Raw genomic sequence first — 16,875 nt, 5'->3', positions numbered from 1 at the left:
TAGCCTTATAAAAGCTAACTTGCTTTTATAAAATCCCATAAATCTTCGCTAAAATTTACAATTAACAATTAAAATCTGAAAATATACAAAATAAAAAGACTGCCTAAATTACTTTTTAGACAGCCTCTCAGGATAATTACGTACTCTCTTTAGCTTCAAGATTTGGGGTCTTTAGACTAATGTCCTCACACTTAATTTATCCCTTATTTATGCTATATCATTAGTAATTAATAGATACGACTTTAAGGAATAGTATAATTACTCTTCAAAACAAAATTACAGAAATTTCTTTATCAAAATCAATAAATATCACTAATTTATTAACAAAACAACGATTAAATACAATTTTAATCGATAAAATACTTTTTCTACAAAATTATACACATATTTATGGATCGATAAAGGAAAAATATTTTGACGTACCTAAGTACTTTTTGACCAGAGTATTATATTCTTTAGATATTTTTAGATTCAAGGTTCCTTCTATAGTATATAAACCATCCAAATCACTATATCCATTCTTAAGCATTTTTTCTAAATAAAAAAGTGAGGTAGCAGTATCCTGATCAATAGCACAAAGAGAAATTACATTCTTGTAGGACTCATAATCTTGTGGGTCTACAATTGTGCTCAGCATATTCAGAAAGATTTTCCTCTCTTCTATTTCTTTCTCCTTTATCTTTCCTTTAACCCGATTTTCTAATTTATAACCAATAACAAGTTCTTTTATAAAATCACTCATTCTTATCGCCATAGTACTTGCATACTTTTCCTGAGTTTTCATCATTTTAGTAAACCCATCTACTTTATATTGCCACCAACCTAAATTTTTATATTGTACTAGTAACGCATCCTCTTCTAGTGACAATCGTAATTGTTCTCTTAAGAATAGTTCTTGATTCTTATATTTAACTTGCAGCCTTCTTTCCTTTCTATATTCACTGGTTTTTCTAATTTTCTTTTGTTGTTCTTTTAAATTACTGATATCAAAAAACAAGTGATACTTCTTTCTCATACTTCTCAATTCCTCATAAGCTGTCACCAAGGATTTCTCTTTTACCAGTGAGTCTATGGCCATTTGATCTTTATCAAATTGATTTTTAACCCACAAAGTATCCATTTCAATCTTTCCTTTTAACATATCTTGTAAAGTAAAAGAAGTTACCACCTTTGTTAAGACATCTTCTGGCGGTATGGATATTTCTTCATCATATAGATATATGTCGGCAGTAATTAATTTCCTATTTAGATATTTCTTTATTCTTTCAAAATCACGATATCTGTAATTTTTATAGTCAATTACCCCTGCATATAAAAAGTCTTTTCTAAGCTTTACAAATTCATCAAAAAAGTAATAATAACTATTATTAATTGCTACCACACCATTAAATGTATTATAAGCGGCAGGCAATAAACTACTAAGAACTGCATCATCATCTATTCCCAATGCATACACTCTTCTTTCATGAATTGGAAATAAGGAAAAAATATGATTTAAAAAAAGAGAAATATAAGAGGACCTATCCTTAATATTGCTGAATTTTTCTGGAAAATTAGCAACTACTACAATATACCCTAACTCCTCTGCCGTATTGCTAAAAAGTTTGGTAAGATCTCTAGCATTCTCCTTAGAGCTAAACCCTAAAAGAATAGGCCATTTTCTTGTAAGGTCAAATGATTTTGGCAAGTAAATACTATAAGTACCGTTTTTATTTTCAGGTATAAATAATGAATCTATAACGATTCCCTTTTGTAATTTTAAAGTACTCTGACCCAGCATGCAATTCGTAAAGCATGAAAAAAGACAACTAAAAAAAAATCCTATAAAAGATATTTTCACTGGAAAATTATTAAATTTCAATTTAAGAAAAGTATGACACAGTTATACGAATCATAGCATCTAATTTTATTTATTGATGGAATTAAAAGCCTACACTACATAAAAGATTACATCTATTATAACAATTCAAATATTGATCAAAAAAAGTGCCAATTTTGAAAATCGAATACGTAGTAAGCTAAGGTTTTTACGGGAAATTTATAAACACTATAAACTGTGCTATTTTATGATAAAAATTTTGCAGGGTTCATTACTGAATTTTGTACTGGTAACAACAGAAAGAAACAAGTCTTTACTATCATTAATTAGTTTATAACTATCCATAAAAGAAAAATAAGAACAATAAAAAACGCTTGAACTAAAATTCAAACGTTTTTTAAATCCTTTTCCCATACTATCTTCAGCCCTTGGCTAATGTCCTCACACAGGAGATAGATTATACACTATACCAATATATTATCAAACCTTATGCCAAAATTATCAAAACACACTTTTTGAACATTAAAAACCATTAATTTATAGCCCATACCATTGAATCCCGACAATATAATAACGACAAGTAATGAATCAGAGCGTAACTAGGCAAACTCATACTAACTGAGAAGTTAGTATAACTCCCTCATAACTGTGGATTAATTTCACATTTTTCTATACTATTAGCTGCGCTCTGGCTTGATGCAGTGAATATCGAGCATAGTAATAGCTTTGCTACATGCCTGATAACTCATTTAATAATCTACAGTAGTATAGTTTATGGACTACTGAACTGATCATTCTCATTCTATAACTTCGTATCGCTTTACAATTGGATTATTTTCAATAACATTAGATAAGATAATGTGTGTCTTTGTTTCTCCATAAGTAATCAATTTATCAATAAAGATTTGAAGATGTGATTGATCCTGCACTACAACTTCCATAATAATGTTTTCGTTCCCTGTGATTCGATAGCAATTTAATATTTCTTTAAATTGAGACACCTTTGATAAAAATGGTTTTAACCTACCCATGAATGCGCGTAATGTAATCATCGCTTTTAATTGATATCCTGTCTTAGCAAAGGATACCTTCGTCATATACCCTTCAATGATACCATAATCTTCCATTTTTTTTATACGTTCTGTGACTGCAGGCGAACTTAAACCTACCTTTCTTCCTAGTTCAGCATTGGATACTCTGGCATTTTCTTGCAGGTAATTTAAAATCTTCCAATCAGTGTTGTCCATTTTTTAAAGCAAATTAATTAATTTACTTTAAAAAACATAGTATAATTTAAATTTTACCTTAAATTTTAAATTTGAATTCAACAAAATACACTTAATTTTGGTATCCATTATATATGAGACAGCCACAAAAAAACAGAAAACTACATCAACAAGCAATTGAAATTCTTCAGTTGTCCAGAAATATATCGAATTATCTGGTTCATGATTTATCTGAATTGCAAAATAATGGTTATGATGATCCTCATATCTATTTTACTGGTGATATCATACGACAATCAGATTCTTTAACACCTGAAATTATTAAAGCAGAAAGTCAGATAGATAAGCACGATCGTATTAAATATGCACTTTCAGTAAGAACCTTAACCAATCGTCTTTATAAGAATTGTGAGCGATTAGAAAAATCCGGTAGTAACGGGAAAGATTTTTTGATTCTCCTTAGAAGAGAATTAAGAAAATTCAGACGTTTACAGAGAAGCTGGATGATGTCCTTATAAAATTTACATTATTGTAAAACACAATATAGCTTATCCCTTTTTACACTAATAAATCCTTTATACACAAAATATTAGATTATATGTATCTATTGTATGTAATTAATAACCTCTTTTAATACATTCCATATAAACTTCTCTATAAAAAAATCACAGGTTACTTTACTTTATTTCATATACGGGTATGTACTCCGTATAAATTTCCTCATGTCATTAAGCTTACCAGATTAAGCTTAACCTACATATTACGTCGATATTGCCCTCCTACCTCAAATAATGAGGCTGTAATTTGCCCTAGGGAACATACCTTACACACCTCCATCAGTGCTTCAAAAATATTTTGATTCGTCACTGCTTTTTCTTGTAAATCACGGAGCAGATCCGCTGTCTTTTCAGCATTACCCTTATGTAAATCTTTTAACATGGTGATTTGATATTGCTTTTCCTCTTCTGTAGCTCTGATTACTTCTCCGGGAGTTACGGTAGGAGATCCCTTAGAACTTAAAAAAGTATTCACCCCTATAATTGGGAACTCTCCATTATGTTTTAATGTCTCATAATACAAGCTCTCCTCTTGGATTTTGCTTCTTTGATACATAGTTTCCATAGCGCCCAGTACACCTCCTCGCTCTGTAATTCTATCAAACTCTGTTAATACTGCTTCTTCTACTAAATCTGTTAATTCTTCAATGATAAAAGATCCCTGAATCGGATTCTCATTTTTAGCTAATCCTAATTCTTTATTAATGATTAACTGTATAGCCATAGCCCTGCGCACAGACTCCTCTGTAGGTGTTGTAATCGCTTCATCATAAGCGTTTGTGTGCAGAGAATTACAATTGTCATAAATCGCATATAATGCTTGCAAGGTAGTACGGATATCATTAAAATCAATTTCCTGCGCGTGTAAAGAACGTCCTGAAGTCTGAATATGATATTTTAACATCTGCGCTCTACTATTGGCTCCATACTTATGCTTCAGCGCTTTTGCCCATATTTTGCGAGCTACTCTGCCAATAACAGCATACTCAGGATCTATGCCATTAGAAAAGAAAAATGATAAGTTAGGTCCAAATTTATTGATATCCATCCCACGGCTTAGATAGTACTCTACATAGGTAAATCCATTAGATAACGTGAGTGCTAATTGTGTGATTGGATTAGCACCTGCTTCTGCAATATGATATCCGGAAATAGAAACCGAATAAAAATTACGTACTTGATTCTGAATAAAATATTCTTGTACATCTCCCATTAATCTCAATGCAAATTCTGTAGAGAAAATACAAGTATTTTGTGCTTGATCTTCTTTCAAGATATCTGCCTGAACGGTTCCTCTAACAGCATTCAAGGTTTTAGTTTTGATCTCAGTGTATACAGCATCTGGTAATACTTGATCGCCAGTTACTCCCAGCAATAGTAATCCCAACCCATCATTACCTTCTGGTAATTCACCTTGATATACAGGTCTGGATACCCCTTTTTCTTTATATATTTTTTGAATCGATAATTCTATATCGTCCTCTATTCCTTGTTCTTTAATATATTTTTCACAGTTTTGATCTATTGCTGCATTCATAAAGAATCCGAGTAGCATCGGTGCGGGTCCGTTAATCGTCATACTAACAGAGGTCATAGCATGAGTTAAATCAAACCCTGAGTACAATTTTTTAGCATCATCAAGACAGCAGATAGAAACACCCGCGTTACCGATCTTACCATAAATATCAGGCCTATGATCAGGATCATTACCATATAGTGTTACAGAATCAAATGCTGTAGAAAGTCGTTTTGCATCCATCCCTAAACTTACATAATGAAAACGGCGATTGGTGCGTTCTGGTCCTCCTTCTCCTGCAAACATTCTGGTTGGATCTTCTCCTGTACGTTTAAAAGGGTATAATCCAGCAGCAAAAGGAAATTCGCCAGGAACATTTTCTTGTAAACACCATTTTAGAACATCACCCCAAGCCTCATATTTTGGCAATGCTACCTTAGGTATCTGCACATGGGATAGTGATTCTGTATGTGTCTCAATTTTTATTTCTTTATCTCGTACCTTAAATGAATATACTGGATCTTTATATTTCTGGACTTTTGCACCCCAGTTCATAATAACTTCCCAGTTATATGGATCCAAATTCAATTTTACCCGATCAAATTCTGCCAAAAGCAACTTTAAGAAAGAGGTATTAGCATCGTTATAAACTTTGCGAAGACTTCCATCATCTATCCCATGCTTTGACAGGTCTAAAAAATCAATATCAGCAACACTACAAATCGTTTTGTAAATACCGAATAATTTCTGAGCTACCGCTTGCTGCGTATTAGCCTTGGTATCATATGCTCTATTACTTTCTGCTATCTCAGATAGATATCTCGTTCTACTTGGTGGGATCACAAATATTTTTTCGGACATTTCTTTTGATATATGAAAACCAGAAACTACGGCTGCCCCGGTTTTTTCTACTACCTTATCCATGATCGCCTTATACAATGTATTCATCCCCGGATCATTAAACTGTGATGCGATGGTGCCATATACAGGCAACTCATCTTGCGGAGTTTCCCATAATTGATGATTACGCATATACTGCTTTTTCACATCTCTGAGTGCATCTAGTGAACCTCTTTTATCAAATTTATTGATCGCTACCAAATCTGCAAAATCAAGCATATCAATCTTTTCTAATTGTGTTGCGGCTCCAAACTCCGGAGTCATTACATATAGAGAAGTATCACTATGCTCTAAAATCTCGGTATCTGATTGTCCAATACCTGAGGTTTCCAAAATAATAATATCAAATTGAGCTGCTTTTAATATTTCTATAGCCTCGGCCACATATTTTGACAATGCCAGATTTGATTGTCTTGTGGCAAGTGAACGCATATATACCCGCGGAGAATTAATTGAATTCATACGAATCCGATCTCCCAGCAATGCTCCTCCTGTTTTACGTTTAGAAGGATCCACAGAAATTAATCCTATCGTTTTTTCTGGAAAGTCTATCAGAAAACGACGTACCAATTCATCTACCAATGAAGATTTTCCTGATCCACCAGTTCCTGTAATTCCTAAAACTGGTGTTATTTGTTTTTCATCAGACTCTGAAGCAGCAATGCCAAGTTTACTGTTCTTTCTAAATATTTGTTCAAATTTCTCCGGCTCATTTTCTGCTATTGTAATTAATCTGGCGATTGTATTAACTTCTTTATCTTTAAGCTCACCATTTATAACAGTCTCTTCAGGAAAAGTTAATGCTGCACTAGTATCTGATTGTGCTACAAGATCATTAATCATTCCCTGTAAACCTAATGCTCTACCATCATCCGGAGAATAAATCCTGGTAATTCCATATGCCATCAGATCTTTGATTTCTTCTGGCAGAATCACTCCACCTCCACCTGCGAATACTTTAATATGAGTCGCTCCTTTTTCCTGTAGCAAATCATACATATACTTAAAGTACTCATTATGACCTCCTTGATACGAGGTCATTGCAATTGCATTCGCATCTTCCTGTATCGCACAGTTTACTACTTCTTCTACACTCCTGTCGTGTCCCAGATGGATCACTTCTACTCCTGTAGATTGGATAATTCGCCGCATTATATTAATAGCAGCATCATGTCCATCAAAAAGGGAGGCCGCTGTTACAATTCTAACTTTATTCTTCGGTTTGTATGGAGAAATTTGCTTCATTGATAAAAGTAAGTGTTTTTATGCGTTGTAATTTACGAAATACCTATTAATATAGCTTGTTTTTTAAGAATAATATAAACTTTAAAAATATACGCAAGATCTATATATGCTATTCAAATCTACTATTAAAATTGAAAGTTCCGTGATATTCAACAAGTAAATTCTTTAGTCAGAATTTTTATGTAATGTTAATGCAGTTGTTAAAAATTTTCTCTTGTATATCAGAAAATAATATATTCCCGCATTATTCAATCAAATACATCAGGAAATGAAATTTATAGTATCAAATAATAAGTTCATTCTTATCGCTTTTCTATGCATTCTTGGGATAGGAATTCAGCATACTGAAGCACAAAGCAAGAAGAAAAAATTAAAAAAAGGAACATCAGAACAGGTAGATACTGGAAAGAAAGAGAAAAACGAAAAAACAATCAAAGAACTCACTAAAAAAAGTGAGAAAATTGAAGGATTATTTACGATGTATCGCGATACTATTGACGGTACCACAAAAATGTTAATTCATAAAGATCAAATTGGAAAAGAATTCATCTATTTCAGTCAGATTACAGATGGCGTTGCAGACGCAGGTGCTTTTAGGGGTGCTTATCTTGATTCTAAAATTTTCAAAATTGAAAAACATTTTGATAAAATTGAGTTTATTCAAAAGAACGTATCTTTCTATTTTGATGAAAACAACGCTTTATCAAAATCCTCTGGAGCCAATGTAAGTGACGGGATCTTAGCCAGTCTTACCATTGAGGCGCAGGATGATAAAAAAGAGAACTATCTCATTACGTCTGATGCGCTCTTTATAAAAGAAACCTTTAACCAAATAAAAAGACCTGCTGTTCCCGGGGCATCCCCTTTTTCATTTAAACTAGGTAACCTAAGTGAAGAGAAAACGAAAATTAAAAAAATCCAGAATTATCCTGAAAACTTAAATATACAAAGTCATTATGTATATTCTAAAAGCTCTATACTTAACAAAGGCTCTAATGCGGTAGTCGATGGAAGAAATATAACGATCAAAGTAGCACATAGCCTCATTGCCATGCCAGAAAATGATTACCAACCCAGATTTGACGATCCCAGAGTGGGCTATTTTACCACCCAGGTAACGGATATGACTTCTAAAAAAGTAGCACCTTACAGAGATTTAATACATCGATGGAATCTGGTAAAAAAAGATCCAACCGCTAAGATTTCTGAGCCTGTTCAACCCATTGTATGGTGGATTGAGAACAGTACTCCTCTAGAATTCAGAGCTTCTATAAAGCAAGGAGTATTGGAGTGGAATAAAGCCTTCGAAAAAGCAGGTTTTAAAAATGCAATCGTAGTAAAAACACAACCCGATGATGCTACCTGGGATGCTGGGGATATCAGATATAATGTATTACGATGGACATCCTCTCCAGCACCCCGTTTTGGTGGATATGGACCTAGCTTTGTAAACCCAAGAACCGGAGAAATTTTAGGAGCAGATATTATGCTGGAGTATGTGCATCATACCAATCGGGTAAGAATAGACAAAATATTTAATTTGAACGAAACAAATACTGAATATACGCCTATTAATAATACGCATGCTTATTGTTCATTTGGAGAAATGACACATGAAAATACTCTTTTTGGACAAACGGCTCTAAAAGCATTTGGTTCTTCTATTGAAGAGATTGAGGGAATGAAAAAAGAAGCAATGATAAACCTCATTATGCATGAGGTAGGTCATACTTTAGGTCTCAATCATAATATGAAATCGAGCCAGTTATTCTCACCAGCCCAATTATATGATCCAGCATTTATTAAAGGGAAATCGTTAACCGGATCTGTTATGGACTATGAAGCTATCAATGTAACCATTGATAAAGCTAATCAAGGACACTTTTACTCTGAAGTACTTGGACCTTATGATGATTGGGCTATCCAATTTGGGTATTCACAGATACAATCACCAGATGAATTAGACTTAATCCTTGCTAAATCCATACAACCAGAACTTAGCTTTGGGAATGATGCAGATGATATGCGTTCTCCTGGTAAAGGAATTGATCCCAGAGTAATGACTGGTGATTTATCTAATGATCAAATTACATATTCTATAGACAGAATAAAGCTGGTTACTGATATACTGAAGGATTTAAAAAGTCAATTTAACCAACCTGGAGAAACATATCAGGAGTTGCTTCAAGCTTTTTTTATTCTAAAAAGCCAATACGGCAGAGCGGGTGATGTAATTTCCCGATTTATAGGAGGAGTTTATGTAGATCGCTCTACAATCGGACAAAATGAAGCGATGCAACCTTTTACTCCTGTATCCTACTCTGATCAAAAAAGAGCAATGCAAGCTCTGTCTGATTATATATTTGCGCCTAATGCCTTTGACACTCCTGCTGAATTATATAATTATCTGGCAGCACAAAGAAGAGGGTTTAATTTCTTTAGCAATCCTGAAGACCCCAGGATACATAAGATGGTTCTTGGTTATCAAAAAAGAGTTCTTGATCATATTCTACATCCTAACACATTACAAAGAATAACGGATTCTGAGTTGTATGGTAACACTTATGCTTTATCAGAATTTATGACAGATCTCAACTCATCAATTTTTAAAGCTGATGTTGCTGGCTCTATAAATACATTTAGACAAAATCTTCAATTAGAATACGTAAAAAAGCTTATTAAAATACTCTTCGATACTGTACCTAAATCTGACTCCAAAAGAAAGCAACCTCCATATACTTATGCTGCTAAATCTATGGCATTATATAATCTAAAGAGTATAAAATCTATGGTTTCTAACAACACTGGGAATATTTTATCCAAAGCCCATAAAGATCATTTAAAAACTCTGATTAATAATTCAATTGATGCTATTAAATAATATTATCTCGTTTCTGTAAAAACAAAGGCTGATTATTACTAAAATCAGCCTTTGTTTTTTATAAATAATTCAACAATATAAACCATACACTTTTAATCATTTAAAAACGTGAACTGTAAGATTAGGTTTATCGCTAATTATTAGAAAATTCATTTCTTAAATAGTAAGTTTATATTTTTAAAATAATTTAAGTCAACACATGAGAAATGTCATTCTACTTATTAATTGTCCTGATAAAAAAGGAATTGTAGCCACTGTTACTAATTTTGTATTATCAAAAAAAGGAAACACAGTATATGTAGAACAGCATGTTGACAGAGAATTAGGTGAATTCTTTATGCGTCTGGAGTGCGAATTTGATGATGATGAAGAAAAGCTCACAATATTTAAAGAATCTTTCACTAAAGAAGTGGCTAAAAATTATAACATGCATTGGGAAATGTATAATGCAGAAAAAAAACCCAGGATGGCCATTTTTGTATCTAAGTATGATCATTGCTTATATGATATTCTTGGCAGGCACGCATCTGGCGAATTACACGTAAAAATTCCAATCATAATTAGTAATCACGAAGATCTAAAACCGATTGCCGATAGTTTTAATATCCCTTTCAAACATATTCCTGTCTCTAAAGACAACGGACAACAAGCTGAAAATGAACATTTAAAATTATTAAAGGATTCAAAAATTGATTTTATAGTTTTAGCGAGATATATGCAAATTATCCCGCCAAATTTTGTAAATCAATATCCCAATAGAATTATCAATATCCATCATTCCTTTTTACCTGCGTTTCCTGGAGCAAAGCCATACCACTCTGCCTATAAAAGAGGAGTTAAAATCATTGGAGCTACAGGACATTATGTGACTTCAGAATTAGATGAAGGGCCTATTATAGAACAAGAAATTGCACGTGTATCACATATTCATAATGTACAGGATTTTATTCTAAAAGGTCGCGATCTCGAAAAAATCGTATTGTCTAAAGCCATCAAATACCATATTGAACGTAAAGTTTTGGTTTACAGCAATAAAACTGTGATTTTCTCATAAACCAGCTATATAGTGTCATGCATATTTTGATTATTACGGACTAGCACGTCTTTTATTATACATTATTATTAAATTTGCTTATTAACAAACACAAATTATTTTTATGAAAAAGCTTATCTCTATTTTTTGCATTATCATTCTAAGCAGCTGCGCAGAACTGCAGCAAGTTATTGATAGCCTCCCGCAGGATAGCATGGGAACTGTTGGATTAAGTAATCTGGATATCGCCAATGGTTTAAAAGAAGCTTTAGATAAAGGTATTGACAAGCAAGTATCTAAACTGACTCAAACGGATGGTTTTTATAAAAATGAATTGGTAAAAATTGCACTTCCCAGTGAATTAACTAAGGTTGATAAAGCACTAAGAGATATTGGTCTAAGTAGCTTAGCAGATGAAGGACTTAAAGTTTTAAACCGAGCTGCAGAAAACGCAGTAAAAGAAGCAACGCCTATTTTTGTAAATGCTGTGAAACAAATGTCATTTAATGATGCTAAGCAAATCCTATTAGGAAATAATGATGCCGCGACACAATATCTTAAAGGTACCACAAGCACAGAATTATATGGAAAATTCAGCCCGGTTATAGAAAGTTCTTTTTCTAAAGTAGGAGCTGATAAAATCTGGACTAATATTATCAATAAATATAATTCCATCCCTTTTACTAATAATGTAAATCCTGATATCACAGATTATGTTACAGGAGAGGCATTAAGCGGGGTGTATAAAATGATTGCTATAGAAGAAGGAGAAATCAGAACAAAACTAAGTTCCAGAACATCGGACGTATTAAAAAAAGTATTTGCACTACAAGATTAATTAGCAATAGCTATTGAAAAATATACCTTACAAAAGAGCGCTATTTGATTTTGTTCAAATAGCGCTCTTTTTGTAGATATTCATCATCAAAATTTTATATATTTTATTTTAGCAGCCTCTTAGAAAAATCTTAACTAGGCCTTAAGAAACTTTCATTAAGTAGTCTTATATCTTTGCATTGTGAATATATTTAAATTATTTTATGTTTAGTTGGCTAAAAGAGGAAACGGAATTACAAAAACTACAAAAACGATATTGTAGACTGATGAAGAATGCATATAATTTAGCAATAAAGGACAAAAACAAAAGTGATCAGTTACACGATGAAGCGAGCAGAATTATGTCTAGAATTAATAAATTGGAACATCAACAGCTCTAATTTATTAACGCTAAATAGCTGACAGATTAGATTAAATAACTGGATTAAAATTGATGTATAAAAGAAATAGTCTCTCTATTAAAAACTTCTGACTGCTCTACATTGACTACATGACCAGAATCTTTGACTACAAAAAGAGATGAAAACTTATGCGTATCTGTTATTTTCCTTATAGAAGGTAAAAAAAGATGATCTTCCGCTCCCATCACATATAACGTAGGAATTTCAATATCTTTTGCTCTAAAAAATCGTAATAAAGGATTGATTTCTGAAGTTAATCTAAACCATCGTATAAACTCTTTTTGATATAGCTTTTTAGCCTCATTAACAAAAAGTAATCTGGATTGCTTATGATTTTTTCTTGGCATAATAACAAATGCGAAGAATTTATACAGTAACATATACGGTATTACAGACTTAAACACCACACCAAGCTTCATTAATACCTGTGATCGCAAGTTTAATTTCATAATAGCTCCACCCATAATCATGCTATCTACCAGATCAGGATATTTCTCCGCCAGGTTTCTTATCAAAATGGTTCCTAAAGATATTCCAACAAAATGAGATGATTTTATATTTTCTTTTCTGATCACCTCCACAATATCTTCGGTAATAGAATCAAAAGTATACTTAGACTTAAAAGCATCTTTTAGCGCAGGCTTAGAATTACCATGCCCTCTCAGATCCAGTAACAAAACATTAAAATGCTTTCTAAACTCACGTACTTGTTTAAACCATATAGAAGAACTTCCTCCTGCACCGTGTACAAAAGTTACCCAATCTTTACTTTCAGCATGTGTATATATGGAATAATTAAGCATATGTTGTCTAGTGCTACAAATGTAGTAACTTATTATGGATTAAAAGTATGCTTTGCAAATTTTAATAAACTGTTTATCAAACAGACACTTAATGGAGCGTTTCAAAATATCTAAAACCAGCTATTAATCTGGCTCCATACCACGAAAAATATTCACCATCCACTAAAATAATCTTAGCATTAGGGATCATTTGTTGAACTTCAGGAAGGTGTGTATTAGAAAATGGAAAGGGTTCTGAAGACAATAAAACAAGATCTATATCTTCTAAACTTTTTAAATGAGCCTCTGTAACTTCCGGATACCTATCCTGATGTCCGAAAACATTTATAAAACCATTCAACTCCATTAAATAATGTATAAATGTTCCATTTCCTGCAGCCATCCATGGCTTTCTCCATATAAAATAAGCTACTTTCTTCTTTGGTTTATCTTTTATAAATAGCTCAAAAGATGCTTTTGCCGATCTAATCTCCTCGATAATGACCTTTGCTTCTTTCTCTTTCTCAAAAATCTCCCCATATTGATGAATCATACATAAGGCATCTTCTACATTTGCAACATCAGATACATGTACAGCATAATCATCTTGTAGTGCTTCTACAATTTCCTTTATATTTTCTTCTTTGTTACATAGAATCAGATCAGGATGTAACTTTTTTATGGTTTCAAAATTGACTTGTTTGGTTCCTCCTACAATTGTTTTTTCCTTTTTAATAGTATCAGGGTGTACACAAAATTTAGTCACCCCAACAATCCGGTTCGACAAGCCCATATCTACAAGCAACTCTGTTTGCGATGGCACCAGTGATATAATCCGTTCCGGAATCTTTTGTATACTGATCTCCCTATCTAATTGGTCTTTGATAATCATACTATTACATATACTTTGAAACCGTCATCGCGAGCGCAGTGTAACGAAGCGAAGTAATCTGTTTAAACTTTCCTACTACCAATCAAAAGGTTGCTTCGTCATACCTCCTTGAAACAATAGTGTTTTATACTTTTTTAGCATCCAGAATCACGGCCATTTGACGTTGAAGTTCAGCTGCTTTTTTTGCAGCAACTGTATCAAAATCAGTTCCGTTTGAAGCATAAATAATACCTCTGGATGAATTGATTAATAATCCAATCTGGTCAGTAAGACCAAACTTACATACCTCTTGCAAATTACCCCCCTGTGCCCCTACTCCGGGAACTAACAAAAAGCTATTGGGTACGATTTTTCTAATATCTGCAAAATATTCGGCTTTAGTTGCTCCAACAACATACATTAGATTTTCTGAATGTTTCCAGCTTTTTGATGTTTCTAATACGTGCTTATATACTTCTTTACCTTCTATACTTTTTGTCTGAAAATCAAAAGCTCCCTGATTAGAAGTTAAGGCTAACATAATGGTATGTTTCCCCTCGAATGTTAAAAAAGGTTCTACAGAATCCTTACCCATATAGGGTGCTACCGTTACTGAATCAAACTCCATATCTTCAAAAAAAGCCTTGGCATACATTGCACTGGTATTACCTATATCTCCTCGTTTGGCATCAGCAATTGTAAAAATTTCAGGATAGTTCGTATTTAGATACTGAATCGTTTTTTCTAATGATTTCCAACCTTTTATCCCGTAGGCTTCATAAAATGCAGTATTGGGTTTATAGGCCACCGCCAGATGTTGTGTCGCCTCTATAATTCTTTTATTAAACTCAAAAATGGGATCTTCTTCTTCCAGTAAATACGCTGGAATTTTAGTAAGATCTACATCTAATCCTATACATAGGAATGATTTTTTTTTCCAGATTTGATCAACGAGTTGCTGCGTAGTCATTTTTTTAATACGTATGTGTTATATAAATTATTCTTTTCCGTCTACATAGTCTTGCAAATATGCAAAACGCTCAGTTAGTTTTCCATCTTTTGTCATTCTTGCTCGTTCTAATACTCCGTCTGCATCATTATTAAAGAATGCTGGCAACACATTTTTCATAAACATCTCTCCAAAACCTTCACTAGCATCCCGAGGCAATTCACATGGTAAATTATCTACTGCCATGACAGCGATTGCTTTGGGGTTCATAAAATCAATTTCGGTTTCAGTCACCGGATCATATCCATATACAGGATCTTCAATAGTAGAAGATCGTATGGTGGATGCTATTGGCCCGTCTATATCACAAGAAATATCAGCTACCACCTTGATATTAAAATCTTTAGATCGAGCATCCTCACGGGTGTAAATACAGGGTGCTCCATCTCCAAAAAAGTGTCCGGCAATATAAAAATCTGTGACCTTTGCAAAACGCATAAAAGTACTTTTATAATCCTCCGGGTGCTGATAAAAATCCGTAAGATCTAAGTTCTTTCCATCTTTTCTGGCATTATAATCCAGAGCATCAATCTGTGCATATACAGGTTGATCATATGTTTTATACAAATAATCCTCTATAGAAACTTCTCGTATATCCATCGCATCTAATATCTCTTTAGCTCCACTGCCTACTCTACCCTTTCCTGTTAGTAATATTTTTATTGCCGGGACTGTAATTTTTGATAACTCAGACACTAATGCTTTTTGATCTAACAGCGTATCAGCTTTTGGAAGTTCAAAATTACTATTCTTAAGGCCTAATGTTCTAAACCCATTATAAGCTCCTACAATACCAGCATAATGTCCAAAACCTATGGTTCTAAATCCTTTTTGATTGACAATCGTTTCGTGATCAAAAAATTCTATTTGTTTATCTAATATTGCCTGTAGCAAATCTCGATTATACGGTTGTTTTTTAATCGTATGCGAAAAGAAAAAATATTTTTTATTAGAAATTAATGCAGAAATCGGCACCTCTTTTACTCCTAATAGCACATCACAGTCTGACATGTCGTTAGACACCTCAAATCCTTTGTCAATGTATGTCTCATTTTTAAATCCTCTTATATCAGAATTTTCCACAAGAAAAGAGGCCTCTGGAAATTTCACTACTGCTTTTGCAAGACCTTCCGGAGAAAAAACAACCCGATGATCCGGTGGATTTTTTCTTTCCTTAATTATTCCGAATTTGATCATATAAAATGGTATATTTTTTGAGTATTAAAAAGGAAGTAAATATATGACAATTATGACTATATTTGCCTTCCTAATTCTGAATTAGGGATTCCTGTTTCAGAATTTTTTAAACATGGGGTCGACTGGTTTTGACAGCGAGTCGAATTGGATTGTAAGCACGCCGAGCTATGAAGTTAATGCTCGTTAATATCTATTTCACCTTTTTAAACGGCGAGAATAACTACGCCCTAGCTGCATAATCCGAATTACAGTAGGATAATGCCTCGGTCTACCAGGTAGACAAGCAGGATACTCTTCAGAAGCCTTGGTTTACGGCGTTTGGTTTTGAGTATCGTAAAAGTAAACATAGAAACTATAGTGTCTTGATATAGTTTTGAAATTAATTGAGAATAAGGGGTGCGTTGGTAGTTTTTGACCGGCAAGCTCACGAAAATCTAAACAGAAACTAAGCGTGTAGAAAGCAGTTTAATTGCTTGTTTGGACGAGGGTTCGAATCCCTCCGACTCCACTTCAAAAACCACCTTCGGGTGGTTTTTTTGTGCAATCAGGGGATTCGGCCACGCGCCAGCTGGCTCCTACGCTAAATTGATCCACTGGATCA

Annotated in this window: 12 protein-coding genes and 1 other RNA gene; 6 read left to right on the top strand and 7 right to left on the bottom strand. The window is 33.4% G+C overall.

The window, feature by feature from the left end:
• Positions 1-388 precede the first annotated feature (388 nt).
• Both ABD816_RS16055 and ABD816_RS16050 read right to left on the bottom strand, forming a co-directional pair.
• Positions 389-1,780, bottom strand: coding sequence for a hypothetical protein (locus tag ABD816_RS16055; protein WP_344929114.1), 1,392 nt, complete (start codon positions 1,778-1,780; stop codon positions 389-391).
• 836 nt (positions 1,781-2,616) lie between these two features.
• Positions 2,617-3,066 (bottom strand): Lrp/AsnC family transcriptional regulator, encoded by a 450-nt coding sequence (locus ABD816_RS16050; RefSeq protein ID WP_344929112.1) that lies wholly within the window; start codon positions 3,064-3,066, stop codon positions 2,617-2,619.
• Between the two features lie 113 nt (positions 3,067-3,179).
• Between ABD816_RS16050 and ABD816_RS16045 the strand changes: the two genes are divergently transcribed.
• Positions 3,180-3,563, top strand: coding sequence for a hypothetical protein (locus tag ABD816_RS16045; RefSeq protein WP_344929111.1), 384 nt, complete (start codon positions 3,180-3,182; stop codon positions 3,561-3,563).
• 235 nt (positions 3,564-3,798) lie between these two features.
• On the opposite strand, the gene ABD816_RS16040 is transcribed toward ABD816_RS16045, so the two are convergent.
• Positions 3,799-7,263 carry a methylmalonyl-CoA mutase family protein gene (locus ABD816_RS16040; protein ID WP_344929110.1) on the bottom strand — a complete coding sequence of 1,155 codons (3,465 nt, stop codon included), beginning with the start codon at positions 7,261-7,263 and terminating at the stop codon, positions 3,799-3,801.
• A gap of 268 nt (positions 7,264-7,531) precedes the next feature.
• On the opposite strand from ABD816_RS16040, the gene ABD816_RS16035 reads away from it, so the two are divergent.
• From ABD816_RS16035 to ABD816_RS16020, 4 genes are all read left to right on the top strand, one after another.
• Positions 7,532-10,144, top strand: coding sequence for a zinc-dependent metalloprotease (locus ABD816_RS16035; RefSeq protein ID WP_344929109.1), 2,613 nt, complete (start codon positions 7,532-7,534; stop codon positions 10,142-10,144).
• Positions 10,145-10,343: 199 nt separating this feature from the next.
• Positions 10,344-11,198: a formyltetrahydrofolate deformylase gene (purU, locus tag ABD816_RS16030; protein ID WP_344929108.1), complete on the top strand. Its 855-nt coding sequence runs from the start codon at positions 10,344-10,346 to the stop codon at positions 11,196-11,198.
• 103 nt (positions 11,199-11,301) lie between these two features.
• Positions 11,302-12,015: a DUF4197 domain-containing protein gene (locus ABD816_RS16025; protein WP_344929106.1), complete on the top strand. Its 714-nt coding sequence runs from the start codon at positions 11,302-11,304 to the stop codon at positions 12,013-12,015.
• 202 nt (positions 12,016-12,217) lie between these two features.
• Positions 12,218-12,394 carry a Lacal_2735 family protein gene (locus tag ABD816_RS16020; RefSeq protein ID WP_344929105.1) on the top strand — a complete coding sequence of 59 codons (177 nt, stop codon included), beginning with the start codon at positions 12,218-12,220 and terminating at the stop codon, positions 12,392-12,394.
• A 44-nt stretch (positions 12,395-12,438) separates the two neighbouring features.
• Here ABD816_RS16020 and ABD816_RS16015 read toward each other — a convergent pair whose 3' ends face one another.
• From ABD816_RS16015 to ABD816_RS16000, 4 genes are all read right to left on the bottom strand, one after another.
• On the bottom strand, positions 12,439-13,218 hold the full coding sequence (locus ABD816_RS16015) for an alpha/beta fold hydrolase (RefSeq protein WP_344929103.1): 780 nt from the start codon (positions 13,216-13,218) through the stop codon (positions 12,439-12,441).
• An 88-nt stretch (positions 13,219-13,306) separates the two neighbouring features.
• The gene (locus ABD816_RS16010) at positions 13,307-14,089 is read right to left on the bottom strand and encodes an ABC transporter substrate-binding protein (RefSeq protein WP_344929101.1); all 783 of its coding nucleotides are present in this window, start codon (positions 14,087-14,089) and stop codon (positions 13,307-13,309) included.
• 124 nt (positions 14,090-14,213) lie between these two features.
• Positions 14,214-15,038 carry an orotidine-5'-phosphate decarboxylase gene (gene pyrF / locus ABD816_RS16005; protein ID WP_344929100.1) on the bottom strand — a complete coding sequence of 275 codons (825 nt, stop codon included), beginning with the start codon at positions 15,036-15,038 and terminating at the stop codon, positions 14,214-14,216.
• A gap of 27 nt (positions 15,039-15,065) precedes the next feature.
• Entirely contained in the window at positions 15,066-16,271 is a 1,206-nt protein-coding gene (locus ABD816_RS16000) for an NAD(P)-dependent oxidoreductase (protein ID WP_344929115.1), read from the bottom strand.
• A 117-nt stretch (positions 16,272-16,388) separates the two neighbouring features.
• Between ABD816_RS16000 and ssrA the strand changes: the two genes are divergently transcribed.
• Positions 16,389-16,785, top strand: a transfer-messenger RNA (tmRNA) gene (gene ssrA / locus ABD816_RS15995).
• The last annotated feature ends 90 nt before the right edge of the window (positions 16,786-16,875 follow it).

Origin of the sequence: Aquimarina addita (genome assembly GCF_039539305.1) — a bacterium.
Lineage (GTDB): Bacteria > Bacteroidota > Bacteroidia > Flavobacteriales > Flavobacteriaceae > Aquimarina > Aquimarina addita.
Note: the sequence above shows the minus strand (reverse complement) of the source record. Positions and strands in the feature narration are given on the sequence as shown.

Coding starts and splice junctions, on each gene's coding strand:
- ABD816_RS16055 (WP_344929114.1), bottom strand. CDS start 1,780: ATGCTGGGTCAGAGTACTTTAAAATTACAAAAGGGAATCGTTATAGAT.
- ABD816_RS16050 (WP_344929112.1), bottom strand. CDS start 3,066: ATGGACAACACTGATTGGAAGATTTTAAATTACCTGCAAGAAAATGCC.
- ABD816_RS16045 (WP_344929111.1), top strand. CDS start 3,180: ATGAGACAGCCACAAAAAAACAGAAAACTACATCAACAAGCAATTGAA.
- ABD816_RS16040 (WP_344929110.1), bottom strand. CDS start 7,263: ATGAAGCAAATTTCTCCATACAAACCGAAGAATAAAGTTAGAATTGTA.
- ABD816_RS16035 (WP_344929109.1), top strand. CDS start 7,532: ATGAAATTTATAGTATCAAATAATAAGTTCATTCTTATCGCTTTTCTA.
- purU (WP_344929108.1), top strand. CDS start 10,344: ATGAGAAATGTCATTCTACTTATTAATTGTCCTGATAAAAAAGGAATT.
- ABD816_RS16025 (WP_344929106.1), top strand. CDS start 11,302: ATGAAAAAGCTTATCTCTATTTTTTGCATTATCATTCTAAGCAGCTGC.
- ABD816_RS16020 (WP_344929105.1), top strand. CDS start 12,218: ATGTTTAGTTGGCTAAAAGAGGAAACGGAATTACAAAAACTACAAAAA.
- ABD816_RS16015 (WP_344929103.1), bottom strand. CDS start 13,218: ATGCTTAATTATTCCATATATACACATGCTGAAAGTAAAGATTGGGTA.
- ABD816_RS16010 (WP_344929101.1), bottom strand. CDS start 14,089: ATGATTATCAAAGACCAATTAGATAGGGAGATCAGTATACAAAAGATT.
- pyrF (WP_344929100.1), bottom strand. CDS start 15,038: ATGACTACGCAGCAACTCGTTGATCAAATCTGGAAAAAAAAATCATTC.